The sequence below is a fragment of the Pseudomonas sp. ADAK7 genome (assembly GCF_012935675.1).
In the GTDB taxonomy this organism is placed as follows: domain Bacteria; phylum Pseudomonadota; class Gammaproteobacteria; order Pseudomonadales; family Pseudomonadaceae; genus Aquipseudomonas.
Genome location: NZ_CP052861.1, coordinates 5,674,188 through 5,697,522, shown reverse-complemented (window position 1 = coordinate 5,697,522; position 23,335 = coordinate 5,674,188). Strand labels below are relative to the sequence as shown.

Genomic DNA, 23,335 nt, shown 5'->3' with positions numbered 1-23,335 from the left:
CTTTCATGCTCTCACCGGCGGCCGTTCGATCAATGAATACGACGTTTTCCTGCGTAGGTTGCGGCAAATGCTGCAACGATCACCACGTTCCCCTGACCCTGGCCGAAGCCCGCATGTGGGCGAACGACGGCGGTCAGGTGATCGTGCTGGTGGAAGGTTTCCTGGGCAATGGCCTGGGCCTGCCGGAGCAGCAACGCGAGCATGCCGAACGCCGGTCGGTAAGGGTTCGAAGCGGCGCCAGCGACGCCTACGTGGCCATCACCTTCGCCGCCTACAACGTCGGCCCCTGTCGGAATCTTGACGAAGACAACCTCTGCCGCATCTACGAACGCCGGCCGCTGGTGTGCCGCATCTATCCGATGGAAATCAATCCGCACATCCCGCTGAACCCGGCAGTGAAAGAGTGCCCGCCCGAGTCGTGGCAACAGGGCCCGGATTTGATAGTGGGTGGGCAATTGGTGGATCAGGAACTGGTGGCGTTGATCCAGCGTTCGCGCCAGGCAGATCGCGACGACGTTCAAACCAAGGATGCGATCTGCGGGTTGCTGGGGATTCGCACCACAGCGCTGAAAGGCGATGGGTTTACCGCCTATCTGCCAGAGATGGGAGCGTTTGCTTCAGTCATTGATCAGGTTGCAACGCGACCGCTGGACGCACCCGACAGTGAATGGCTGTTTCATGTCTCGGGCGAGGACATTGCCGGGCAAGTGCTGGCCGCCGGGGCTGACGTGGCGATTGAAGCACCGCTCAACTATGCGTTTATCTCGCTGCGGGCGGCTTGAGCCCAGGCAACTGATCGTGCCCACGCTCGTGGGAACGATCAATCCAGGCTGCTGCCCCTAGCGAGCGGCGACCGCCAGGCATTCAACTTCAACCCGCGCATCCAGCACCAACGCCTTGGCCGCGAATGTCGTTCGAGCCGGTAAACGATCCGCCGGGAAGTAGCGCTGGTATACCTCGTTCATGGCTTTGAAATCCTTGATGTCGGTAAGGATGACCGTGCATTTGGCCACATGGGCCAGGGACGAGCCGCTGCGTTGCAGTGCGCTGCGCAGGTTCTCCATGGTCTGGGTCATCTGCGGGCCGATGCCGCCCTTCACCAGTTCACCATCCGCCCCGATACCGAGTACACCCGACAGATAAACCGTCTCGCCGACTTGAACGGCATCGGAGAACGGCAGGCCTTCGTCGTTTGGCAAGTAGCTGGGCGAATCCGCCGTTGCCGGTGGCAGGTAGCGTTGGGTAATCGCCTGGTACTGGCCGTTTTGCTTGAGCCGCTCGAGTGCCGCGTTCAGGTTGTCGCGCAACGCGCTGTCGCTTTTGCGCAGGGCCATCGCCACGCCACTGCCCAGCATCGGATCCTTGAGCGCGGCCCCGGCAAAGGCGAAATCGCGACCATGGGGATGGTTCAGCAATGCATGGGTGATTTCGATGGAATCTTGCAGGGTGGCGTCGATTTCCCCGGCCTGCAGGGCGGCAATCAGTTGATCGTTGAATTGGAAGCTGCGCACCGTCACGCCCGCTTCAGCCCAGCGCGCCTTGGCAAACGCTTCGCGGCTGGTGCCCGCCAGGACGCCTACACGTTTGCCCTTGAGCGCTGCCGCCGTGGGTTGCAGGCCTGACCCGTCACGGGCCACCAGTCGACTGCTCAGCGGGTAAAGGTTGTCGGTGAAATCGATCCGCTCACGACGCGCCGGAGTGGCGGTCATCGGCATGATCACGTCGAAACGATTGGCTTCAAGGGCTTCGATGTTGGTGGCGTAGTCCTGGTCGACCCAGACACAGCGGGATTGGAGTTCGGCACACAACGCATTGCCCAACTCGATGTTCAGCCCGACCAACTCGCCGCTGTCGTTACGGCTCTCGAATGGCGGAACCAGAGCTTCGACGCCGAAGCGAATCTGAGGCTCGACCGCAGACGAAACACAACCGCTGGTCAGAATCGCCAGCGACAGGACAGAGAGGATTTTCAGTAGGGGCATTTCGATGGCCTTCGTCGAGAATTCAGGGACCTGAATCTTCGACGAGTGGCCACCGACTTTCCCAGAGGACGAATCGCTCATCCTTGTGGGAACTGTCTCGATGACAGGGAGACTTTTTACCAACCCAAGAAGGGCTGACGGTCAGCGTTTACCCATCGAACGACGAGTACCCGGTGGCGCTGCGCCAGGGGTCTTGGTGTGGCCGTTCTTGGCGCCGTTCTTGTACCACGGCTGGTTGGCGTTCTTGGCCGCGGCCAACTCGCCCGGCTTGAACGGAAACTTGAACGCCGGGATCGCGACTTTGGTTTCGCTGTCTGCGCTGGAGTCGACGCTGTCTGGCAGGTCTGCCGGGTCGTCGCTCAAGGCGTCGGCGACCGGCGGTTGTGTCGGGGAAGTCATGAAAGCTCCGGGTGGTGCACAAAGAGTCGGGCCCGGTGGGTGGACCGCGAAAGGCGCGAGTATACCTGTGTCGGGAGCGGCAAGCTGCAAGCGGCGAGTTTCAAGCGACAAGTAGTCGGTCTGTGGGTTTGGCGGTGACGGGTCTGACGCCTTCGCGGGCAAGCCTCGCTCCTACAGGGAATGCATTCCAAATGTAGGAGCAAGGCTTGCCCGCGATGAACGATAACTCGGTCTATCTGGCGAAATACGCCTGCCAAACTGACAGCCCCGTCAGTTAGCAGTCACCTTCCTGACCGGGTAACAGGACTATAAGAGGAGGTATAAAATCTGACCCTGTTCCCGTCCCTCTAGCCCGGCGCCCCACTCGCATGCGAATTCAGAAAAAAACCGCCTTGATCGCAGCCCCTCTGATTGTCCTGGCAGCGTTGGGCCTGTGGTACGCGACCAAACCGGCCACCGCCAAACTGGCCGCGCCAACTGCGATTCCGGTGCGGGTGGTCGCGGTCGCCGCGAAGGACGTGCCGCGCTATGTCAGCGGCATCGGTTCGGTGCTGTCCCTGCACAGCGTCGTGGTGCGGCCGCAGATCGACGGCATCCTTACCAAGCTGCTGGTCAAGGAAGGGCAACTGGTCAAGACCGGTGACTTGCTCGCAACCATCGACGACCGCTCGATCCGTGCCAGCCTCGACCAGGCCCGCGCCCAATTGGGTGAAAGCCAGGCGCAACTGCAAGTGGCGCTGGTCAACCTCAAGCGCTACAAGCTGCTGAGTGTCGATGACGGCGTGTCCAAGCAGACTTACGACCAGCAACAAGCCCTGGTCAACCAACTCAAAGCCACCGCCCAGGGCAATCAAGCCTCCATCGACGCGGCGCAGGTGCAGCTTTCCTACACGCAGATTCGCTCCCCGGTCACCGGTCGCGTCGGGATTCGTACGGTGGACGAAGGCAACTTCCTGCGCATGACCGACGCCCAAGGGCTGTTCACCGTGACGCAAATCGACCCGATTGCCGTGGAGTTTTCCCTGCCGCAGCAAATGCTGCCGACCCTGCAAGGCCTGATCGGCGACCCGCAACGCGCCCAGGTCAAGGCCTACATTGGCGCCGACACCGATGGCGAAACCGGCAACCTGCTGGGCGAAGGTCACCTGACCCTGATCGACAACCAGATCAACGCCAACACCGGGACCATCCGCGCCAAGGCTGAATTCAACAACCCCGGCCAGAAGCTTTGGCCTGGCCTACTGGTCACGGTGAAAATTCAGACAGCGCTGGATAAAGATGCGCTGGTGGTGCCGCCGACGGTCGTACAACGCGGCCTCGATCAACATTTCGTGTACCGGGTAAAAGGCGACAAGGTTGAGACCGTGCAAGTGCAAATGGTCTACCAAGGCAGCGGCCAGGACATCATCAGCGGCGTCAAACCGGGTGACGTACTGGTCAGCGATGGCCAGTCGCGGCTCAAGCCCGGTTCCACGGTGCAGGTGCTGACCGACCCGCCACAAGTGGTGCAAGCGGAGCCTAAACAATGAGAGGCCCGTCCGCGTGGTGCATCGATCACCCGGTCGCCACCATTCTGTTGACCTTTGCCCTGGTGCTGCTGGGCGTCATCGCCTTCCCGCGCCTGCCCATCGCGCCACTGCCGGAAGCCGAATTCCCGACCATTCAGGTGAACGCGCAACTGCCCGGCGCCAGCCCCGACACCATGGCGTCATCGGTGGCCACACCGCTGGAAGTGCAATTCAGCGCCATCCCCGGCATGACCCAGATGACGTCGAGCAGCGCCCTCGGCTCCAGCCTGCTGACCCTGCAATTCACCCTCGATAAAAGCATCGACACCGCCGCCCAGGAAGTCCAGGCCGCGATCAACACCGCCGCCGGCAAACTGCCCAAGGACATGCCGACCCTGCCGACCTGGAAGAAGGTCAACCCGGCCGACAGCCCGGTGCTGATCCTCAGTGTCAGCTCAACCCAGATGCCGGGCACCGAGCTCAGCGACCTGGTGGAAACCCTGCTCTCGCGTCAGATCAGTCAGATCGACGGTGTAGGCCAAATCAACATCACCGGTCAGCAACGTCCGGCGATCCGCGTCCAGGCCTCGGCGGACAAGCTCGCGGCCATCGGTCTGACCCTGGCGGACATTCGCCTGGCGATCCAGCAGACCAGCCTCAACCTGGCCAAAGGTGCGTTGTATGGGGAATCGAGCATTTCGACCCTGTCCACCAACGACCAATTGTTCCACCCCGACGAATACAGCCAGCTCATCGTTTCCTACAAGGACGGTGCACCGGTTCACCTGAAAGATGTCGCCAAAGTCGTCAACGGTTCGGAAGATGCCTACGTCCAGGCGTGGGCCGGCGATCAACCCGGGGTGAACCTGGTGATTTCGCGGCAACCGGGGGCGAACATCGTCGAGACCGTGGATCGCATTCAAGCCGCTTTGCCGGGCCTGGAAGCGATGTTGCCGGCCTCGGTGCAGGTCAAGGTGTTGATCGACCGCACCCAGACCATTCGCGCCTCGTTGCACGAAGTGGAAATCACCCTGCTGATCGCGATCATGCTGGTGGTGGCGGTGATGGCGCTGTTCTTGCGCCAATGGTCGGCGACCATGATTGTGTCGGCGGTACTCGGTGTGTCGCTGACCGCCAGTTTCGCCCTGATGTACATCATGGGTTTCAGCCTGAACAACCTGACCCTGGTGGCGATCGTGGTGGCCGTGGGGTTTGTGGTGGACGATGCGATTGTGGTGGTGGAGAACATCCACCGGCATCTGGAGGCCGGCGACGGCATGCGCGAGGCGGCGATCAAGGGCTCCGGCGAGATTGGCTTCACCGTGGTTTCGATCAGCTTCTCGCTGGTGGCGGCGTTTATTCCGCTGCTGTTCATGGGCGGCGTGGTCGGGCGGTTGTTTAAGGAATTCGCCCTGACCGCGACTTCGACCATCATGATTTCGGTGGTGGTGTCCCTGACCCTGGCACCAACCCTGGCCGCGCTGTTCATGCGCGCCCCCGTCCATCACGCCCACAGCAAAAAGACCTTCGGCGACCGCTTGCTGGCCGGTTATGAGAAGAACCTGCGCCGCGCCCTCGCCCATCAGAGAACCATGATCGGCGTGTTCTGCCTGTCGTTGTGCCTGGCCATTGCCGGTTACATCTTTATCCCCAAGGGCTTCTTCCCGGTCCAGGACACCGGTTTCGTCCTCGGCACCACCGAAGCGGCTGCCGATATTTCCTACGGCGACATGGTGAAAAAACACCTGGCGATGGCGGAAATCGTCGCCGCGGATCCAGCGGTTCAGGCGTTCTCCCACTCGGTCGGCGTATCCGGCAGCAACCAGACCATCGCCAACGGCCGGTTCTGGATCGCCCTGAAGAAACGCGGCGACCGCGATGTCAGCGCCAGCCAGTTCATCGACCGGATTCGCCCGCAACTGATGAAAGTCCCCGGCATCGTGCTGTACCTGCGCGCCGGCCAGGACATCAACCTCAGCTCCGGCCCGAGCCGCGCCCAGTACCAATACGTACTCAAGAGCAACGACGGCCCGACGCTCAGCACCTGGACCCAGCGCCTGACGGACAAGCTGCGGACAAACCCGGCGTTCCGCGATATTTCCAACGACTTGCAACTGGGCGGCAGCATCACCCACATCAGCATCGACCGCAGTGCGGCCGCGCGTTTCGGCCTGACCGCCAGTGACGTCGACGAAGCGCTGTACGACGCTTTCGGCCAGCGGCAGATCAACGAGTTCCAGACCCAGATCAACCAGTACAACGTAATCCTGGAACTGGACACCAAGCAGCGCGGCAAGGCCGAGAGCCTGAACTATTTCTACCTGCGCTCGCCGTTGAGCGGGGAGATGGTGCCGTTGTCGGCCCTGGCGAAGTTCGATGCGCCGACCATTGGCCCGTTGTCCATCGCCCACGACGGGATGTTCCCGGCGGCCAACCTGTCGTTCAACCTGGCGCCCGGCGTCGCGTTGGGTGATGCGGTGATTCTGCTCAACCAGGCCAAGGCTGAAATCGGCATGCCGGCGGCCATCAGTGGCAACTTCCAGGGCGCGGCCCAGGCGTTCCAGAGTTCGCTGGCCAGCCAACCGTGGCTGATTCTCGCGGCACTGGTGGCGGTGTACATCATTCTCGGCGTGCTCTACGAGAGCTTCGTCCATCCACTGACCATCATCTCGACCCTGCCGTCGGCCGGGCTCGGCGCGGTGATCATGCTGTGGATCTGGGGCCAGGACTTTTCGATCATGGCGCTGATCGGCCTGGTGCTGCTGATCGGCATCGTCAAGAAAAACGGCATCCTGATGATCGACTTCGCCCTCGAAGCCCAGCGCAAGGGTGGCTTGCCGCCGGAAGAGGCGATTTTCCAGGCCTGTATCACTCGATTCCGGCCAATCATCATGACCACCCTCGCCGCCCTGCTCGGCGCGTTGCCGCTGATGCTCGGCTACGGCACCGGCGCCGAACTGCGCCAGCCATTGGGGATTGCCGTAGTCGGCGGGCTGCTGGTGAGCCAGGCGCTGACGCTGTTTACCACTCCGGTCATATACTTGTGGCTTGAGCGGCTTTTCCATCGGCCCAAACCCGCACCGCTACCGGTGCTGGCGACCACAGACTGAGGCGGGGTCATGCGCGTTCTGATTATCGAAGATGAAGAAAAAACCGCGGATTATCTGCACCGCGGCCTGACGGAACAGGGTTACACCGTGGACCTGGCGCGGGACGGCGTCGAAGGCCTGCACCTGGCGCTGGAAAGCGACTACGCGGTGATCATCCTCGACGTCATGTTGCCGGGCCTCGACGGCTTCGGCGTGCTACGGGCCTTGCGCGCGCGCAAACAAACCCCGGTGATCATGCTCACCGCCCGCGAGCGTGTGGAAGACCGGATCAAAGGCCTGCGCGATGGCGCCGACGATTACCTCGGCAAACCGTTTTCCTTCCTTGAACTGGTGGCGCGCCTGCAAGCCCTGACCCGGCGCAGTGGCGGCCATGAACCGGTGCAAGTGAGCATCGCCGACCTGTGGATCGACTTGATCAGCCGCAAGGCTACTCGCGCCGGCGCGCGTCTGGACCTGACGGCCAAGGAGTTCTCGCTGCTCAGCGTGTTGGCGCGTCGGCAAGGTGAAATTCTGTCGAAAACGGCGATTGCCGAGATGGTCTGGGACATCAATTTCGACAGTGACGCCAACGTCGTCGAAGTCGCGATCAAACGCCTGCGGGCCAAGCTCGACGGGCCATTTGACGAGAAACTGCTGCACACCATCCGCGGCATGGGTTATGTGCTGGAGAGCCGTGGTGTCCAGTAACTCGATAGCGCTACGGTTGAGCGGGATGTTCACGCTGGTGGCGCTGCTGGTGTTTCTGCTGATCGGCTGGGCCTTGTACCAGCAGGTCGACAAAGGCCTGGGCCTGTTGCCCGAAGCCGAGCTGGATGCGCGTTACAGCGTGCTCGAATCCACGGTCGGCCGATACGGCACGCCCGAGCATTGGGTGAAGATCAACAACAAGCTCAAGCTGCTCGGCGAAGAAGACAAGCGCATCAGTTTCTGGATCGTCAGCGGCGATTCGCAGTACGAATACGGCAACATTACTCCGCAGATCCGCGCCTTCGCCGAAGGGCCGTTGGGGCGGCGCGACTTGCTGTTGCCGGATCATTCCTCTCCGCTGAAAGTGCTGGTCAGCCAGTTCCCGGCCAAGGACCAGCGCCCGGCGCTGCGCTTCATGATCGGCATCGACACCGAGACGTTTCTGCAGACTCAGCATCATTTGCTGATCGCTCTGATCAGCCTGGCGATCATCGGCGTGCTGCTCGCCTCGGCGCTGGGTTATTGGGTGGCGCGGATTGGCCTAAAACCGTTGATCAAGTTGTCCCAGGAAGCCCAGCGTCTGGCACCGCCGTTGCGTTCCGGCCGTTTGCGCCTGTCGCCGTTGCCACCGGAGCTGGATCAGTTTGTCAGCTCATTCAACTCGACCCTGGAACGGGTCGAACAGGCCTATTCGCGGCTGGAGTCGTTCAACGCCGACGTCGCCCACGAATTACGCTCGCCGCTGACCAATCTGATTGGCCAGACCCAAGTGGCGCTGACCCGCGGGCGTTCGGCCGAACATTACTTCGAAGTGCTGCAATCGAACCTCGAAGAGCTGGAGCGGTTGCGTTCGATCATCAATGACATGCTGTTTCTCGCCAGCGCCGACCAGGGCAGCAAGGCCACCAAACTGACCTCTACCTCACTGGCCGATGAAGTGGCGACGACCCTGGAGTATCTGGATTTCATTCTGGAAGATGCGCAGGTTCAGGTGCAGGTCAGCGGAGATGCGCAGGTGCGGATCGAGATCGCACATCTGCGTCGGGCGTTGATCAACTTGCTGAGCAACGCGGTGCAACATACCGAGCCTGGGCAGGTGATTCAGGTGCGCATTGAGGTCGAGGAGCATCAGGTGAGTATCGGTGTGGCCAATCCGGGGTCGCCGATTGCCAGCGAGCATTTGCCGAGGTTGTTTGAGCGGTTTTATCGGGTGGATGCGTCGCGCAGCAACAGCGGGAACAACCATGGGTTGGGTCTGGCGATTGTGAAGGCGATTGCGCTGATGCACGGCGGGGACGTGTTTGTGCGCAGTGATCATGGGATGAATACCTTCGGCATCCACCTCCCCGTCTGACTGTGGCGAGGGAGCTTGCCCCCGTAGATCGTTCCCACGCTCTGCGTGGGAATGCAGCCCGGGACGCTCCGCGTCCCATTGGAACGCGGAGCGTCCCTTGAGGCATTCCCACGCAGAGCGTGGGAACGATCAACACTCAACTGTTGCTTCCAACGCAACAGTCCTTTCTGAAATCCGCTCTGTTTCCCATCGCCCATGAACCTTAACCTTGGCGCACCAAACAGCACTTGCCAAGCAAGAAGGTTTTAAAGATGTCCAACACTATGGGTATTGCCAGCGCTTTCGTTTTGTCGACTTTGTTCCTGTCCCCGTTCGCCATGGCTGAAGAGTCGCCAGCTTTCGTCGCGCAAAATGCGGCGCGGGCCAAAGCGTTCGAACAATCCCAGGCCGAGTTGACCGCCAAGGCCCACGAGGCTGAGCAAACCCCTCAAGCGTCCACTTCTGCAGCCAAGCCACAGGTTGAGAAAGACAGCTGACCCACCGTATCGCTCTGTTTCCCTCGACACTTTTCATTGGCTCTTTCCTTTGAAAAGTTGTCTTCAAAGCCGCTGCTATCAGCGGCTTTTTTTATTGTGCAGAAAACACGCCTCGCTTCGTCTCCCTAAACAAGAAATAAAAAACGTCGATCCATGAACTGACGTTAATGACCCAAAAGGAGCTGTACCGCACGTGTCTTTTTCTCTAAAGCTCAGCCCGTTGTTCATTGCAATCGCTGCAACGATGGCCACCAACACCCAGGCCGCCGATGACTCCAGCCGCGAAGGTTTTGTCGAAGGGTCGAGCCTCAACCTAAACGCCCGCAACTACTACATGAACCGCAACCGGCATCAGAACACCGATGACAACATCGAGTGGGGCCAGGGTTTCCTCGGTAAATTCGAATCCGGTTTCACCCAGGGCACCGTTGGTTTCGGCCTTGATGCCCACGCCATGCTCGGGTTGAAACTCGACGGCGGTGGCGGCACTGACGGTTCGAGCATCCTGCCCATCAGCGATGGCAACGGCAAAGCACCGGGCTCGTTTTCCACGGCCGGCGGTACGTTGAAAATGCGTGCCTTTGATACCGAATTGAAGGCCGGTGACCTGTTTCTCACCAACCCGGTGATCGCCGGTGGCGACAGCCGCATGCTGCCTCAGACCTTTCGCGGCGTCAGCCTGACTAACCACAGCTTCGACGGTTTTCTCATCGAAGGCGGCCAGGCCAGCTTCACCAAACCTTACAATCAGAGCGGCCACACGCGAATCGGCACCTCTTATGGCAGCCTCACCGATGGCGACGACAGCCAGCACCTGAACTGGGCCGGTGTGGCCTGGAGCGGTTTGCCGGGCCTGACCAGCAGCCTGTACGCGTCTGAGCTCAAGGACATCTGGAACCAGTACTACTACGATCTGGATTACACCTACCAGCTCAATGACCTGGTCAGCCTCAACCCGGGCCTGCACTTCTATCACACACAAGACACCGGTGACGCGCTGCTGGGCAACATCGACAACAACACCTACAGCCTGCATTTCACCGTCGGCGTGGGCAATCACAGCGTCACGGCCGCGTACCAGCGGGTCAACGGCAACACGCCGTTCGACTACATCAGCCAGGGTGACAGCGTCTTTCTGGACAACTCCCAGCAGTACTCGGACTTCAACGGCCCGAACGAGCGCTCGTGGAAACTCAAGTACGCCTACGATTTCGTCGGGCTCGGCCTGCCTGGCCTGACCTCGGCGGTTTCCTATTCACGGGGTGAAACCGACCTGACCAAGGTCGACCCGGACAGCAAGGGCTACGCCTCGTGGTACAGCGCCGACGGCAAACACGCCAAGCACTGGGAACGCGACATTGATCTCAAGTACGTGGTCCAGGAAGGCAAGGCCAAGGACCTTTCGCTGCGCCTGCAATGGGCGACCAACCGTGGCGGCAATGGATATGGCGCGCTGGATCAGGACACCGATGAATACCGCGTGATCGTCGATTATCCGATCAACGTGTTCTAAAGCCTGTAATAAATCAAAAGGCCAGCATGTTTTGCTGGCCTTTTTTTCGCCCCACATTTATACATTCGCCAAGTAACAGCCGAATATCCATGACTGATTGCTGCGATGAGCGCGCGCCCTTCGGGAAACGACGTTTATGGAACTACGCTTATTAAGTCCCTTCAGCAGACATCAGAACCATGACAGCAAGCCCAACCCCCTACATTCCAGGCAGGACCGGACGTCCCGTGCTCCTGCTGATTCTCGGCAGCGGCCTGACTGTCATCGCGATCCTCAGCATCGTTGCCTTTCTGCTGATCCGCGAACACGCCAACGCCCAGCAGGACGCGACACGCGGCGCGACCACCATCGCCCAGTTGATCGACGCCGATGTGTTGCGCACGGTCGAACTCTACGACCTGACCCTGCAAGGGCTGATTGCCGCCTCGCAACGCGATGACTTGAAACAGATGTCAGCCCAGGTCCGCCACCTGGTGCTGTTCGATCGCTCCACCACGGCCCGCTTCAAGGGCGACATTCTGTTGCTGGACAAGCACGGCGAGGTACTGGCCGACTCGTCGCTGATCGAGCCCAAACCAGGCAACTTCGCCGACCGCGACTATTTCCTGGCCCATATCTCCAACAGCGATACCGGAATGTTCATCAGCCGCCCGTTCAAGCCTCGCTGCGATTGCGAAGATGCCGACCAATGGCGGATCAGTTTCAGCCGGCGCATCGCCTCGCCCACCGGGGAGTTCCTTGGAGTGGCCGTGGCGTCGATGCGCCTGGCGTACTTCGATGAGTTGTTCAACAGCCTGAACATCGGCAGTGACAGCACGCTCAACATCATCAACAACGATGGCCTGCTGCTGGCGCAAAAGCCTTACTTGGAAAATGACTCGATCGGCAAAAGCTTTGCCAGCCGGCCAAACGTCGTGCGAATCCTGCGCGAGGGCAGCGGCAGCTTCAGCAGTGTGTCGAGCATCGATCACCAGAAGCGCCTGTACACCTTTTCCAGGGTCGGCAACCTGCCATTGACGGTGATCGTCGCCCTCTCCAGCAACGAGGTGTTCGCCACTTGGGAGCGAACGGCGGTGGTGATCAGCGGCGCCACCGGCGTGCTGTGCATCGGGCTGCTGTGGCTGACCTGGCTGCTGTGTCGCGAATTGCGCCTGCGCCACAACGCCGAGCAGGAACTGTCGCAACTGGCGGCCACCGATGCCTTGACCGGCATGGCCAACCGTCGAACCCTGGATCAGGTCCTGCGCCACGAATGGTTTCGCGCCCAGCGCTCGGGTCAGTCGTTATCGGTATTGATGGTCGATGCCGACCACTTCAAGGCGTTCAATGACCGGCATGGCCATCAGGGCGGCGATGATGCGCTGCGTTCGTTGGCCAAGGTGATCAGCGCCAATGTGCGGCGGCCAGGCGACTTGGTCGCCCGCTATGGGGGTGAGGAGTTTTCGGTGATCCTGCCGGAAACCGACAGCGCGGGGGCGCGTCAGATTGCCGAAGCCATCCGTGTCGCCGTGGAGCAATTGCCGTTGGTGGCGGGGGCTGATTCGCCGATGACGGTCAGTATCGGGATCAGTACCTGGACCAGCGCGAGCGAGACCACCCTGGAACAATTGCTGTTTGCGGCGGACAAGGCGTTGTATCAGGCCAAGGAAGGGGGGCGGAATCGAGTCGTTGCCGCGCAATGATCGTTCCCACGCTCCGCGTGGGAATGCCTCACCGGACGCTCCGCGTTCGGCTCTGGATGGGACGCGGAGCGTCCCGGGCTGCATTCCCACGCAGAGCGTGGGAACGATCGGCATAAAAAAAGGCCACCCGAAGGCAGCCTTTAAAAACTAGAGAGGTTTTTGCTTACACGGCCGCAACAGGACGCATGTAAGAGATCGGTGCGGTGCTGGCGTCTTCGAAAGTCACGACTTCCCAAGCATCTGTCTGCTCAATCAACTTGCGCAGCAGCTGGTTGTTCAATGCATGTCCGGACTTGAAGCCCTTGAACTCACCAATCAGGCTATTGCCCAGCAGGTAGAGGTCACCAATTGCATCGAGGATCTTGTGCTTCACGAATTCGTCTTCATAGCGAAGGCCGTCTTCGTTCAGTACACCATCCGCGTCGACCACAATAGCGTTTTCAACGCTGCCGCCGAGTGCGAGGTTGTGCTTGCGCAGGTACTCGATGTCACTCATGAAACCAAAGGTACGGGCGCGGCTGACTTCTTTTACGAACGAAGTGCTGGAAAAATCCACGCTTGCACTTTGTGTGCGGTTACGGAAAACCGGGTGATCGAAATCGATCTCGAAGCTCACTTTGAAACCTTCGAAAGGGACGAAAGTGGCGCGCTTGTCGCCGTCTTCCACTGTCACTTCCCGCAGGATCCGGATGAACTTCTTGGCCGCGTCCTGTTCTTCCAGGCCGGCCGATTGAATCAGGAATACGAAAGGTCCAGCGCTACCATCCATGATCGGGACTTCGGACGCGGAGAGCTCGACGTAGGCGTTATCGATGCCCAGGCCAGCCATGGCCGAGAGCAAGTGCTCCACCGTATCCACTTTGACGTCACCGTTGACCAGCGTGGTCGACATCGTGGTTTCGCCAACGTTTTCCGCGCGAGCAGGAATCTGCACCACAGGGTCCAGATCGGCACGAACAAACACGATGCCGGTGTCGATAGGTGCAGGCTTGAGGGTCAGGTATACCTTCTCCCCGGAGTGCAGGCCTACACCTGTGGCACGGATAATATTTTTCAGTGTGCGTTGTTTAATCATGGCTTGGGCCGCTTCAGCGCAAATTGCGAACTGGTATCAACAAAGGCTGGCGATGATAGCAGACCAGACCTTTGCTGAACACCAATCACCTTCATCGCCCTGATACATTCCATCAATCAGCCTGACGACGCAGGAATGCCGGGATGTCCAGGTAGTCCAGATCGTCTTGCGGATTCATCTTCGCGGCAGTCGCAGCACCGGCCTGAGCCTGGTTGCGCATGACGGTCGGACGGTCCAGGTCACGGTAGTTCACAGCCGGCGCTTCCTGACGCGAAGGCGCTTGTTGCTGCGGCTGCGAAGCCACGGACGTGTGCATGGTGTTGTCGATGACCTTTACAGGCTTCTCGATTTTCGCGCCCAGACCCGTGGCAACCACGGTCACGTGCAGCTCGTCGCGCATGTCCGGATCGATAACGGTACCGACCTTGACCATTGCGTGCTCGGAAGCGAAGGCTTCGATGATGCTACCCACATCGGAGTACTCACCCAGGGACAGGTCAGGACCGGCGGTGATGTTCACCAGGATGCCGCGTGCACCTTGCAGGTTCACGTCTTCGAGCAACGGGTTGCGAATGGCCGCTTCGGTGGCCTCGCGTGCACGGTTCGGACCGCTGGCGCAGCCAGTGCCCATCATCGCCATGCCCATTTCGCTCATGACAGTCCGTACGTCGGCAAAGTCGACGTTGATCATGCCCGGACGCTTGATGATGTCGGAGATACCGCGAACGGCACCAGCCAATACATCGTCAGCCTTGGCGAAAGCCGACAGCAGGCTTGCGTCTTTACCGAGGATGGTCAGCAGCTTCTCGTTGGGGATAGTGATCAACGAGTCGACGCTTTCAGACAGCAGACGGATACCTTCGTCGGCGATCTGCATACGCTTGCGGCCTTCGAACGGGAACGGACGGGTCACCACCGCAACGGTGAGGATCCCCATTTCCTTGGCCACTTCGGCAATGATCGGCGCAGCACCGGTACCGGTACCGCCGCCCATGCCAGTGGTGATGAACACCATATTGGTGCCCTGCAGGACTTCGGCAATGCGCTCACGGTCTTCGAGAGCGGCCTGACGACCTACTTCAGGGTTGGCGCCGGCGCCCAGACCTTTGGTCACGCCGGTGCCCAGTTGCAGGATGGTCCGCGCGCCGATGGATTTCAGCGCCTGGGCATCAGTGTTGGCGCAGATGAATTCAACGCCTTCAATGTTGCTCTTGACCATGTGGTTGACAGCGTTGCCGCCGCCTCCGCCAACACCGATAACTTTAATAACCGGGCTTGCGGGGATGTTGTCTACGAGTTCGAACATTTTCCCTCTCCTTACATTCTCTAGTTTTTTCGCCTACTGCGTTTGTTGCGGTGTTGCGGTAATTCTTTAGAAGTTGCCTTGTACCCAGCTCTTGATGCGATCGAGCAAGGCGGGTTTGGCTTCTTCATTGCTGTAACTGTCGCGGCTGCTGATGCCCGAGAACGAAATCCCGTCGGACTGCTTTTGCAGGCCGTACATCAACAGGCCAACGCCAGTGGAATAAATCGGGTTGCGGACCACGTCATCCAGACCCTTGACGCCGTGTGGCACGCCCAAACGGACCGGCATGTGGAAGATTTCCTCGGCCAGTTCGACCGCGCCTTCCATTTTCGACGTACCGCCGGTCAGCACGATGCCGGCCGGGATCAAGTCTTCGTAGCCGCTGCGGCGCAGTTCGGCCTGGATCAGCGTGAACAGTTCGTCGTAGCGCGGCTCGACCACTTCGGCCAGGGCCTGGCGGGACAGTTCGCGCGGTGGACGGTCGCCAACGCTTGGCACCTTGATGGTTTCACCGGCACCGGCCAGCTTGGCCAGGGCGCAGGCGTAGCGAATCTTGATTTCTTCGGCGTACTGGGTCGGGGTGCGCAACGCCATGGCGATGTCGTTGGTTACCTGGTCGCCCGCAATCGGGATCACCGCGGTGTGACGGATCGCGCCTTCGGTGAAGATCGCGATGTCGGTGGTGCCGCCGCCGATGTCCACCAGGCACACGCCCAGCTCTTTCTCGTCGTCGGTCAGGACCGAGTAGGCCGAGGCCAGTTGCTCGAGAATGATGTCGTCGATTTCCAGGCCGCAACGGCGCACGCATTTTTCAATGTTCTGTGCGGCGTTGACGGCGCAGGTGACCACGTGGACCTTGGCTTCCAGACGTACGCCCGACATACCCAGCGGCTCGCGAACGCCTTCCTGGTTATCGATCACGTAATCCTGCGGCAGGGTGTGCAGCACGCGCTGGTCAGCCGGGATCGCCACGGCCTGGGCGGCGTCGAGGACGCGCTCAAGGTCGGCGGCGCTGACTTCACGATCACGAATCGCCACGATGCCGTGGGAGTTCAGGCTGCGGATGTGATTGCCGGCCACGCCGACGAACGCCGAGTGGATCCGGCAGCCGGCCATCAGCTGCGCTTCTTCGATGGCGCGCTGGATCGACTGCACGGTGGACTCGATGTTCACCACCACGCCTTTCTTCAGGCCGCGGGACGGATGAGTGCCGATCCCGACGATTTCCAGCGTGCCGTCGTCCGAGACCTCGCCGACCAGCGCCACCACCTTGGAGGTGCCGATATCGAGACCGACGATCATTTTGCCGCTTTGCACGTTTGCCATGGGTCCTGCCTCTTCTTAATTCTTCGCGACAGCGGGTTGGGCTGTCGTGGGCGCTACAGGTTCCCGCCAGCCAACAGCGAGGCCGTTGGCGTAGCGCAGATCGATGCGCGCAATGTTCGTAATCTGTTCTTTGAGCGTCTTGTCATAGATGGCAATGAAGCGGCGCATCTTTTCCACCAGGTTGCCGCGTCCCAGCAGCAGTTCGATCCCGGGGCCAGAACTGCCGGCACCGGTGGTCAGGAACCAGCTGCCTCGTTCACGCAATTCCAGGCGTGCAATCGAGAAGCCCAATGGCCTGAGCATCTGGCTCAGCACCTGGTATTGCTGCATCACTTGCTGCTGGGCCCGCTGTGGGCCGAACAGCTGTGGCAAGTGTTCGTAGTTCGCCAGCTCACGCGGGGTGAACGCCTGGCCCTGGTTGTTCAACAGCGACTCATCGCCCCAACGGGCCACCGGCAGTTGCTCTTCCAGGCGAATCACCACCTGGTCCGGCCACACCCGACGCACTTCGGCGTGGGCAATCCATGGCATCGTTTCCAGCTCGGTGCGCATGCTCTCCAGGTCGATGGTGAAGAAGCTCGACGCCACGTAGGGGGCGATCCGCTGCTGCACCGCTTGCTGGCTGATGTAACTCAAATCGCCCTGCACGTTGATCTTGGTGATCGGCCGGTCGGCGTAGGGCAGCAAGCGCTGCGCGCCTTCGTAAGTACCGAAGCCGAGCGCGACCAGCAGCACCGGCCAGAACAAGGCTTTGAGAAAACCAAAATTGGCTTTCGGCAGGCGCGCAGACATCGGCTCTTTGGCCACCATTCGGCTGGCACCCCGCGGCACCGGCTTGCGGCCGGGTGGTGCGGGGGGCTGATGTCTCAACTGAGCGCCTTGCATGCTCTTACCCTCGCGGCTCAATGCTGGCGGTCAAAATCGCCAGGACCAGTTGCTGGAAATCCAGACCGGCAGCACGGGCCGCCATCGGCACCAGGCTGTGATCGGTCATGCCCGGTGCGGTGTTGACTTCCAGGAACCAGAACTGCCCGTCGGCGTCCTGCATCACGTCTGCCCTGCCCCAACCGGCGATACCCAGCGCCTCACAGGCTTTCGCCGTCAGGTCCATCAGTTCTTGTTCTTTGTGGCTGTCGAGACCGCACGGGATCCGGTACTGGGTATCGGAAGCCACGTACTTGGCGTCGTAGTCGTAGAAGCTGTGCGTCGTGCCCAGGGCAATCGGTGGCAACACCTGGTCACGCAGGGTGGCGATGGTGAACTCCGGACCTTGAATCCATTGCTCGACCAACACTTGCGAATCGTAGGTAGCGGCCGCTTTCCAGGCGTCGATCAACTCCGACGCGGAACTCACTTTGGCCATACCGATACTTGAACCTTCATGGGCCGGTTTGACGATCAAAGGGAAGCCCAGTTCCGTCGCCGCCGAAATACAATCGGCCTCGGAGCTCAGTACGGCGTGGCGTGGCGTCGGAATCCCGAGGCTGTGCCAGACCTGCTTGGTACGCAGCTTGTCCATGGCCAGGGCCGAGGCGAGGATGCCGCTGCCGGTGTAGGGAATGCCCAGGCATTCGAGCAGGCCCTGCATGCTGCCGTCTTCACCGCCACGACCGTGGAGAATGATGAAGGCGCGATCGATTTTTTCGTTGAGCAGACGCTGCAGCAGGTCATCGCCGACGTCGAGGCCGAACGCGTCCACACCGGCGCTTTGCAGCGCTTCGAGAACCGCGTTACCCGACTTCAGGGACACCTCACGCTCGGCACTCTTGCCGCCGAATAGCACGGCGACGCGGCCGAAGTCTTTCGGCGCGAGAGTGGAGACGAGGTTGGCGTAAGCAGCAGTCATTTCAACTTCCCCACGGCAGGCGCGGCAACCGCACCGGCGAACAACGGACTAATCAATAATTTCGGCGCAAGACCACCGATATCACCGGCGCCCTGGCACAGCAGGATGTCGCCGGCACGCAGCAGCGGCTTGACGATTGGCGCGAGGTCGACACCGCGCTCGATGTAGATCGGGTCCAACTGACCGCGCTGGCGGATGCTGTTGCACAGCTTGCGGCTGTCGGCGCCCGGGATCGGTTCTTCACCGGCCGGGTAGACTTCCATCAGCAGCAGGACGTTGGCGTCGGCCAATACATTGACGAAATCGTCGTACAGGTCCCGCGTGCGGCTGTAGCGGTGCGGCTGGTAAACCATCACCAGGCGACGCTCCGGCCAGCCACCGCGTACGGCTTTGATCACCGCCGCGACTTCGGTCGGGTGGTGACCGTAGTCGTCCACCAGCATCACGCTGCCGCCGTCTACCGGCAGTTCGCCGTAGACCTGGAAGCGTCGGCCGACACCCTGGAACCCGGACAGGCCCTGGACGATGGCTTCATCGCTGACGCCCTCGTCGGAAGCGATGCAGATGGTCGCCAAGGCGTTCAATACGTTGTGGTTGCCCGGCATGTTCACCGAGACATCCAGCGGCTCGCGCTCAGGACGCAGCACGGTGAAGAAGGTCTGCATGCCTTGCTGGCGCACATTGATCGCGCGCACGTCGCAATCGTCGCCGAAGCCGTAGGTGACGGTCGGGCGTTTGACCAGCGGCAGGATTTCGCGCACCACTGGATCGTCCAGGCACACCACTGCCAAACCGTAGAACGGCAGGTTGTGCAGGAACTCGACGAAGGTTTTCTTCAGTTTGTTGAAGTCACCGTCGTAGGTCGCCATGTGGTCGGCGTCGATGTTGGTGACCACGGCCACCAACGGCTGCAAGTGCAGGAAGCTCGCATCGCTTTCGTCGGCTTCGGCGATCAGGTAACGGCTGGTGCCGAGCTGGGCATTGGTGCCCGCGGCATTCAGGCGGCCACCGATGACGAACGTCGGGTCCAGGCCACCAGCGGCGAACACCGAAGCGATCAGGCTGGTAGTCGTGGTTTTGCCATGGGTACCGGCGACGGCGATGCCGTGGCGATAGCGCATCAGCTCGGCGAGCATTTCGGCACGCGGCACCACCGGGATCCGGCGTTCCAGGGCAGTGGCGACTTCCGGGTTGGAAGTGTTCACGGCACTGGAGGTGACCAGTACATCGGCGTTCGCGGCGTTCTCGGCGCGGTGGCCGATATAGATGTGCGCACCGAAAGATTCCAGGCGCTCGGTCACCGGCGATGCTTTCAGGTCGGAACCGGACACTTCATAGCCCAGGTTCAACAACACTTCAGCGATACCGCACATGCCCACGCCGCCGATACCGACGAAGTGGATGCGACGGATGCGGCGCATTTCCGGGTGCGGCATGGCTTTCTGATTCTCAACCATGGGCCACCTCCAGGCAGGTGTCGACAACGTTACGGGTTGCATCGGGTTTCGCCAGGCGGCGGGCCGCGTTGGCCATGTCATTGAGTCGTTGCGGTTGCATCAGGACCTCTGTCAGGCGTGCGGCAAGATCTGCGGCGCCAGTCGTTCTTTGCGGCATCAGGAAGGCAGCGCCTTCACGGGCCAAATATTCGGCGTTGCGGGTCTGGTGATCGTCGATCGCGTGGGGCAAAGGCACCAGCATCGAGGGCAGACCGGCGGCGGCCAGTTCACTGATGGTCAACGCGCCTGCGCGGCACACCACCAGGTCGGCCCAGCCATAGGCTTGGGCCATGTCTTTGATGAACGGCTGCACTTGCGCCTCGACGCCAGCCGCGCGGTAGCGCTCTGCAGTCACTTCATCGTGGTTTTTGCCGGCCTGATGAAACACTTCCGGGCGCAGGTCGGCGGCGACTTGCGACAGGGCTTCAGGCAGCAACTTGTTCAACGGTTCTGCGCCAAGGCTTCCGCCCAGGATCAGCAAACGCGCCTTGCGACCGGCCAGGGCTGGTCGCGGTGTTTCGAGGAACAGCTCGGTGCGCACCGGGTTACCGGTGGTCCGACGGCTGTCCGACAGGGTAAAGGTGTCGGGGAACGCTTCACAGACTCGGGCGGCCAACGGCATGAGCAACCGATTGGCGGTACCCGCGACGGCGTTCTGCTCGTGAACGATGACCGGCACGCCAGCCAACTTGGCCGCAACGCCGCCCGGGCCGGTCACATAACCACCAAAACCGACCACACACACCGGCCGCAACCGACGAATGATCGCCCGCGCCTGCCAGATCGACTTGAGCAACATGAACGGTGCCTTGAGCAGCGACAGCTTGCCCTTGCCCCGCAAACCACTGGCATTGATGCGATGCAGTTCCAGACCGGCCGCCGGGACCAGGTCGTTTTCGATGCCGCGCGGCGTGCCAAGCCAATGCACGGTGTAACCGCGGGCCTGGAACTCGCGCGCGCAGGCCAGCGCCGGGAACACGTGCCCGCCGGTGCCGCCGGCCATGATCAGTACGTTAGCGCCCATGGGGTGGCTCCTCGGCGAAGTCACTTTCATGGAACTCCATCTCTTCACTGCCCAAGTGGGTTCGACTCTCCCACTCGATGCGCAGCAACAAGCCGAGACAGGCACAGCAGATCACCAACGAGCTACCGCCATAACTGAGGAACGGCAGGGTCAGGCCCTTGGTCGGCAACAGGCCGACGTTCACCCCGATGTTGATCAGGAACTGACCGATCCACAGGAACGACAAACCGTAAGCCACGTAGGCTGCGAAAAACTGCTTGGCTTTTTCAGCCCACAAACCGATGTACATGCCACGAATACAGACAAAGACAAACAGCGCGACGGTGCACAAGGAACCCACGGCGCCCAGTTCTTCGGCCAGGACTGAGAACACGAAGTCGGTGTGCGCCTCCGGCAGGTAGAACTGTTTCTGCACGCTGTTGCCCAGGCCGACGCCCAGCCATTCACCGCGACCAAACGCGATCAAGGCTTGCGACAACTGATAGCCGGCACCGAACTGGTCGGCCCACGGGTCGGCGAAGTTGGTCAGTCGCGCCATTCGATACGGCTGCACCTGAATCAACAACACCACGGCCCCGACCGCGAGGACCACCATCAATGAGAACCGGAACAGTCCGACCCCGCCGAGGAACAGCATCGCCGCCGCCGCGCCCATCATGACCACGGTGGCACCGAAGTCCGGCTCCATCAGCAACAGACCGGCCATTGGCAGCAGCACGATGAATGGCTTGAAGAAGCCCATCCAGCTCTCGCGCACTTCTTTCTGCCGACGCACCAGGTAACCGGCGAGGTAAATCACCACGAACACCTTGGCGATCTCGGACGGCTGCACGTTAAAGAAGCTGAAACCGATCCAGCGCATCGAACCGTTCACTTCGCGGCCGATGCCGGGGACGATCACCATCACCAGCAAGCCGAACGCACCAATCAGCATCAGCCAGCCCAGTCGTTGCCAGGTGGCAATCGGAATCATCATGGTGACGATGCAGGCAACCAGACCCAACACGATGTAGATCAAGTGGCGAGTCATGTAGTACAGGGCACTGCCCGACTGCACGGCGGCCACTTCCGTCGATGCCGAGGCGATCATGACCAGCCCCAGGCCGATCAATGCCAGGCAACCGACGAGCATCGGAAAGTCGAGGTCGATACCGCGCCCGGTGATGATTGGCGATGGATACGGCTTGATGATATTTCGCAGGCTCATGCCAGATCCTCCACAGCGCGGACGAACTGGTGACCACGGTCTTCGTAATTCTTGAACATGTCGAAACTGGCGCAGGCCGGCGACAACAGCACCACATCGCCAGGGTGCGCGGCGGCGCGGCTCTGCTCCACCGCTTCGACCAGCGAACCGACGCGGATCAGCGGCACGGCGTCGCCGATGGCCTCGCCAATCTTGTCGGAATCACGGCCCATCAAAATGACGGCTCGGCAGTTAACCGCTACCGGATCACGCAAATCCTTGAACTCGGCACCCTTGCCATCGCCACCGGCAATCAGCACGACCTTGCCGTCGATGTCCGCGCCCAGGCCTTCGATGGCTGCCAGTGCGGCGCCGACGTTGGTGGCTTTGGAATCGTTGTAGTAGCTCACACCATTGAGGTCGCGGACCCACTGGCAACGGTGTTCAAGTCCGGCGAAGGTTCGCAGGCTCGACAACATCGCATCGAACGGCAAGCCGACGGCGTGCCCCAGTGCCAATGCCGCCAGGGCGTTGGACTGATTATGGGCGCCACGAATCTTCAACTCGCGCACCGGCATCAGGTTCTGGAATTCGAAGGCCAGGTACTTTTCGCCGTCTTCTTCGCGGATACCGAACGCCTTGAAATCAGGTTTGCTCAAACCGAAGGTCCAGCACGGCTGGCCCTCGCCCATCAGCGGACGGCTCAGGGCATCCTGACGGTTGACCACAAACTGTTTGGCCCCACGGAAGATCCGGTGCTTGGCCAGGTGATAGGCCGGCAGGCCGCTGTAACGGTCCATGTGGTCTTCGCTGACGTTGAGCACGGTCGCCACTTCGGCGTTGAGTTGATCGGTGGTCTCGAGCTGGAAGCTCGACAGTTCCATCACATACAACTCGACGTCATCGCTGAGCAGATCCAGCGCCGGCGTACCGAGGTTGCCGCCGACGGCAACACGCTTGCCCGCCGCAACCGCCATCTCGCCGACCAGGGTGGTGACGGTGCTTTTCGCGTTGGAACCGCTGATGGCGACAATCGGCGCCTTCGCGTTACGCGCGAACAACTCGATGTCGCCGGACAACTTCACGCCACGGGCGGCGGCAGCCTGCAGGGCTGGGGTCGCCAGTGCCAGGCCGGGGCTCACGTAGAGCTCGTCGGCACGGCACAGGAACTCGACGTCCAGCTCGCCACAACGCACTTCCACGTGCGGATAGTCACGCTTGAGCGTGGCTAGTTCCGGTGGATTTTCCCGCGTATCGGCCACGGCAAACGACGTGCCCCGGTTCGCCAGGAAGCGAACCAGGGACATGCCGCTCTTGCCGAGGCCGACAACGATGCGGAAGTGGTCAGAAGCGATCAGAGACACT

General features: G+C 61.0%; 19 protein-coding genes. 8 read left to right on the top strand and 11 right to left on the bottom strand.

All coding sequences use genetic code 11. The annotated features are described in order from the left end of the window. Nucleotides 1–32 precede the first annotated feature (32 nt). The gene (locus HKK53_RS26220) at nucleotides 33–782 is read left to right on the top strand and encodes a YkgJ family cysteine cluster protein (RefSeq protein WP_169373162.1); all 750 of its coding nucleotides are present in this window, start codon (nucleotides 33–35) and stop codon (nucleotides 780–782) included. 57 nt (nucleotides 783–839) lie between these two features. On the opposite strand, the gene HKK53_RS26215 is transcribed toward HKK53_RS26220, so the two are convergent. After that, the gene (locus HKK53_RS26215; RefSeq protein WP_169373161.1) at nucleotides 840–1,982 is read right to left on the bottom strand and encodes a transporter substrate-binding domain-containing protein; all 1,143 of its coding nucleotides are present in this window, start codon (nucleotides 1,980–1,982) and stop codon (nucleotides 840–842) included. Between the two features lie 141 nt (nucleotides 1,983–2,123). After that, nucleotides 2,124–2,381: a hypothetical protein gene (locus tag HKK53_RS26210; protein WP_169373160.1), complete on the bottom strand. Its 258-nt coding sequence runs from the start codon at nucleotides 2,379–2,381 to the stop codon at nucleotides 2,124–2,126. A 368-nt stretch (nucleotides 2,382–2,749) separates the two neighbouring features. On the opposite strand from HKK53_RS26210, the gene HKK53_RS26205 reads away from it, so the two are divergent. The 7 genes from HKK53_RS26205 (at nucleotide 2,750) to HKK53_RS26175 (ending at nucleotide 12,711) form a co-directional block, all read left to right on the top strand. After that, nucleotides 2,750–3,910 (top strand): efflux RND transporter periplasmic adaptor subunit, encoded by a 1,161-nt coding sequence (locus HKK53_RS26205; protein ID WP_169373159.1) that lies wholly within the window; start codon nucleotides 2,750–2,752, stop codon nucleotides 3,908–3,910. Beyond that, nucleotides 3,907–6,999 (top strand): multidrug efflux RND transporter permease subunit, encoded by a 3,093-nt coding sequence (locus HKK53_RS26200; RefSeq protein ID WP_169373158.1) that lies wholly within the window; start codon nucleotides 3,907–3,909, stop codon nucleotides 6,997–6,999. Before HKK53_RS26205 ends, HKK53_RS26200 begins: the two co-directional genes overlap by 4 nt. A gap of 9 nt (nucleotides 7,000–7,008) precedes the next feature. Next, nucleotides 7,009–7,686 (top strand): heavy metal response regulator transcription factor, encoded by a 678-nt coding sequence (locus HKK53_RS26195; RefSeq protein ID WP_169373157.1) that lies wholly within the window; start codon nucleotides 7,009–7,011, stop codon nucleotides 7,684–7,686. Then, nucleotides 7,676–9,040: a heavy metal sensor histidine kinase gene (locus HKK53_RS26190; RefSeq protein WP_169373156.1), complete on the top strand. Its 1,365-nt coding sequence runs from the start codon at nucleotides 7,676–7,678 to the stop codon at nucleotides 9,038–9,040. The genes HKK53_RS26195 and HKK53_RS26190 overlap by 11 nt, the downstream gene beginning before the upstream one ends. A gap of 251 nt (nucleotides 9,041–9,291) precedes the next feature. Beyond that, nucleotides 9,292–9,516, top strand: coding sequence for a hypothetical protein (locus HKK53_RS26185; protein ID WP_169373155.1), 225 nt, complete (start codon nucleotides 9,292–9,294; stop codon nucleotides 9,514–9,516). Nucleotides 9,517–9,760: 244 nt separating this feature from the next. Next, entirely contained in the window at nucleotides 9,761–11,029 is a 1,269-nt protein-coding gene (locus HKK53_RS26180; protein ID WP_442962296.1) for an OprD family porin, read from the top strand. 179 nt (nucleotides 11,030–11,208) lie between these two features. Next, nucleotides 11,209–12,711 (top strand): sensor domain-containing diguanylate cyclase, encoded by a 1,503-nt coding sequence (locus HKK53_RS26175; protein ID WP_169373153.1) that lies wholly within the window; start codon nucleotides 11,209–11,211, stop codon nucleotides 12,709–12,711. Nucleotides 12,712–12,874: 163 nt separating this feature from the next. Here HKK53_RS26175 and lpxC read toward each other — a convergent pair whose 3' ends face one another. The 9 genes from lpxC to murD all read right to left on the bottom strand — a co-directional run bounded on the left by lpxC (nucleotide 12,875) and on the right by murD (nucleotide 23,334). Next, on the bottom strand, nucleotides 12,875–13,786 hold the full coding sequence (lpxC, locus tag HKK53_RS26170) for a UDP-3-O-acyl-N-acetylglucosamine deacetylase (RefSeq protein ID WP_054045542.1): 912 nt from the start codon (nucleotides 13,784–13,786) through the stop codon (nucleotides 12,875–12,877). A gap of 112 nt (nucleotides 13,787–13,898) precedes the next feature. Continuing rightward, a complete protein-coding gene (gene ftsZ / locus HKK53_RS26165) occupies nucleotides 13,899–15,092 on the bottom strand; it encodes a cell division protein FtsZ (RefSeq protein WP_033061342.1) in 1,194 nt (397 codons plus the stop codon). Between the two features lie 66 nt (nucleotides 15,093–15,158). Continuing rightward, nucleotides 15,159–16,418 (bottom strand): cell division protein FtsA, encoded by a 1,260-nt coding sequence (ftsA, locus tag HKK53_RS26160; RefSeq protein WP_054045544.1) that lies wholly within the window; start codon nucleotides 16,416–16,418, stop codon nucleotides 15,159–15,161. 15 nt (nucleotides 16,419–16,433) lie between these two features. Next, nucleotides 16,434–17,303 (bottom strand): cell division protein FtsQ/DivIB, encoded by an 870-nt coding sequence (locus tag HKK53_RS26155; RefSeq protein WP_054045546.1) that lies wholly within the window; start codon nucleotides 17,301–17,303, stop codon nucleotides 16,434–16,436. Between the two features lie 4 nt (nucleotides 17,304–17,307). After that, nucleotides 17,308–18,264 carry a D-alanine--D-alanine ligase gene (locus HKK53_RS26150; RefSeq protein WP_169373152.1) on the bottom strand — a complete coding sequence of 319 codons (957 nt, stop codon included), beginning with the start codon at nucleotides 18,262–18,264 and terminating at the stop codon, nucleotides 17,308–17,310. Continuing rightward, nucleotides 18,261–19,721, bottom strand: a complete 1,461-nt coding sequence (gene murC / locus HKK53_RS26145) for a UDP-N-acetylmuramate--L-alanine ligase (RefSeq protein WP_169373151.1) — start codon at nucleotides 19,719–19,721, stop codon at nucleotides 18,261–18,263. The genes HKK53_RS26150 and murC overlap by 4 nt, the downstream gene beginning before the upstream one ends. Then, nucleotides 19,714–20,784, bottom strand: a complete 1,071-nt coding sequence (gene murG / locus HKK53_RS26140) for an undecaprenyldiphospho-muramoylpentapeptide beta-N-acetylglucosaminyltransferase (RefSeq protein WP_169373150.1) — start codon at nucleotides 20,782–20,784, stop codon at nucleotides 19,714–19,716. Before murG ends, murC begins: the two co-directional genes overlap by 8 nt. Then, a complete protein-coding gene (ftsW, locus tag HKK53_RS26135; protein WP_169373149.1) occupies nucleotides 20,774–21,991 on the bottom strand; it encodes a putative lipid II flippase FtsW in 1,218 nt (405 codons plus the stop codon). The genes murG and ftsW overlap by 11 nt, the downstream gene beginning before the upstream one ends. Further along, nucleotides 21,988–23,334, bottom strand: a complete 1,347-nt coding sequence (murD, locus tag HKK53_RS26130) for a UDP-N-acetylmuramoyl-L-alanine--D-glutamate ligase (RefSeq protein ID WP_169373148.1) — start codon at nucleotides 23,332–23,334, stop codon at nucleotides 21,988–21,990. Before murD ends, ftsW begins: the two co-directional genes overlap by 4 nt. Nucleotide 23,335: the final 1 nt, after the last annotated feature.

Coding starts and splice junctions, on each gene's coding strand:
- ftsA (WP_054045544.1), bottom strand. CDS start 16,418: ATGGCAAACGTGCAAAGCGGCAAAATGATCGTCGGTCTCGATATCGGC.
- lpxC (WP_054045542.1), bottom strand. CDS start 13,786: ATGATTAAACAACGCACACTGAAAAATATTATCCGTGCCACAGGTGTA.
- HKK53_RS26175 (WP_169373153.1), top strand. CDS start 11,209: ATGACAGCAAGCCCAACCCCCTACATTCCAGGCAGGACCGGACGTCCC.
- HKK53_RS26155 (WP_054045546.1), bottom strand. CDS start 17,303: ATGCAAGGCGCTCAGTTGAGACATCAGCCCCCCGCACCACCCGGCCGC.
- HKK53_RS26215 (WP_169373161.1), bottom strand. CDS start 1,982: ATGCCCCTACTGAAAATCCTCTCTGTCCTGTCGCTGGCGATTCTGACC.
- ftsW (WP_169373149.1), bottom strand. CDS start 21,991: ATGAGCCTGCGAAATATCATCAAGCCGTATCCATCGCCAATCATCACC.
- murG (WP_169373150.1), bottom strand. CDS start 20,784: ATGGGCGCTAACGTACTGATCATGGCCGGCGGCACCGGCGGGCACGTG.
- HKK53_RS26205 (WP_169373159.1), top strand. CDS start 2,750: ATGCGAATTCAGAAAAAAACCGCCTTGATCGCAGCCCCTCTGATTGTC.
- HKK53_RS26200 (WP_169373158.1), top strand. CDS start 3,907: ATGAGAGGCCCGTCCGCGTGGTGCATCGATCACCCGGTCGCCACCATT.
- HKK53_RS26185 (WP_169373155.1), top strand. CDS start 9,292: ATGTCCAACACTATGGGTATTGCCAGCGCTTTCGTTTTGTCGACTTTG.
- HKK53_RS26195 (WP_169373157.1), top strand. CDS start 7,009: ATGCGCGTTCTGATTATCGAAGATGAAGAAAAAACCGCGGATTATCTG.
- HKK53_RS26180 (WP_442962296.1), top strand. CDS start 9,761: ATGGCCACCAACACCCAGGCCGCCGATGACTCCAGCCGCGAAGGTTTT.
- HKK53_RS26150 (WP_169373152.1), bottom strand. CDS start 18,264: ATGACTGCTGCTTACGCCAACCTCGTCTCCACTCTCGCGCCGAAAGAC.
- HKK53_RS26220 (WP_169373162.1), top strand. CDS start 33: ATGAATACGACGTTTTCCTGCGTAGGTTGCGGCAAATGCTGCAACGAT.
- ftsZ (WP_033061342.1), bottom strand. CDS start 15,092: ATGTTCGAACTCGTAGACAACATCCCCGCAAGCCCGGTTATTAAAGTT.
- murC (WP_169373151.1), bottom strand. CDS start 19,721: ATGGTTGAGAATCAGAAAGCCATGCCGCACCCGGAAATGCGCCGCATC.
- HKK53_RS26210 (WP_169373160.1), bottom strand. CDS start 2,381: ATGACTTCCCCGACACAACCGCCGGTCGCCGACGCCTTGAGCGACGAC.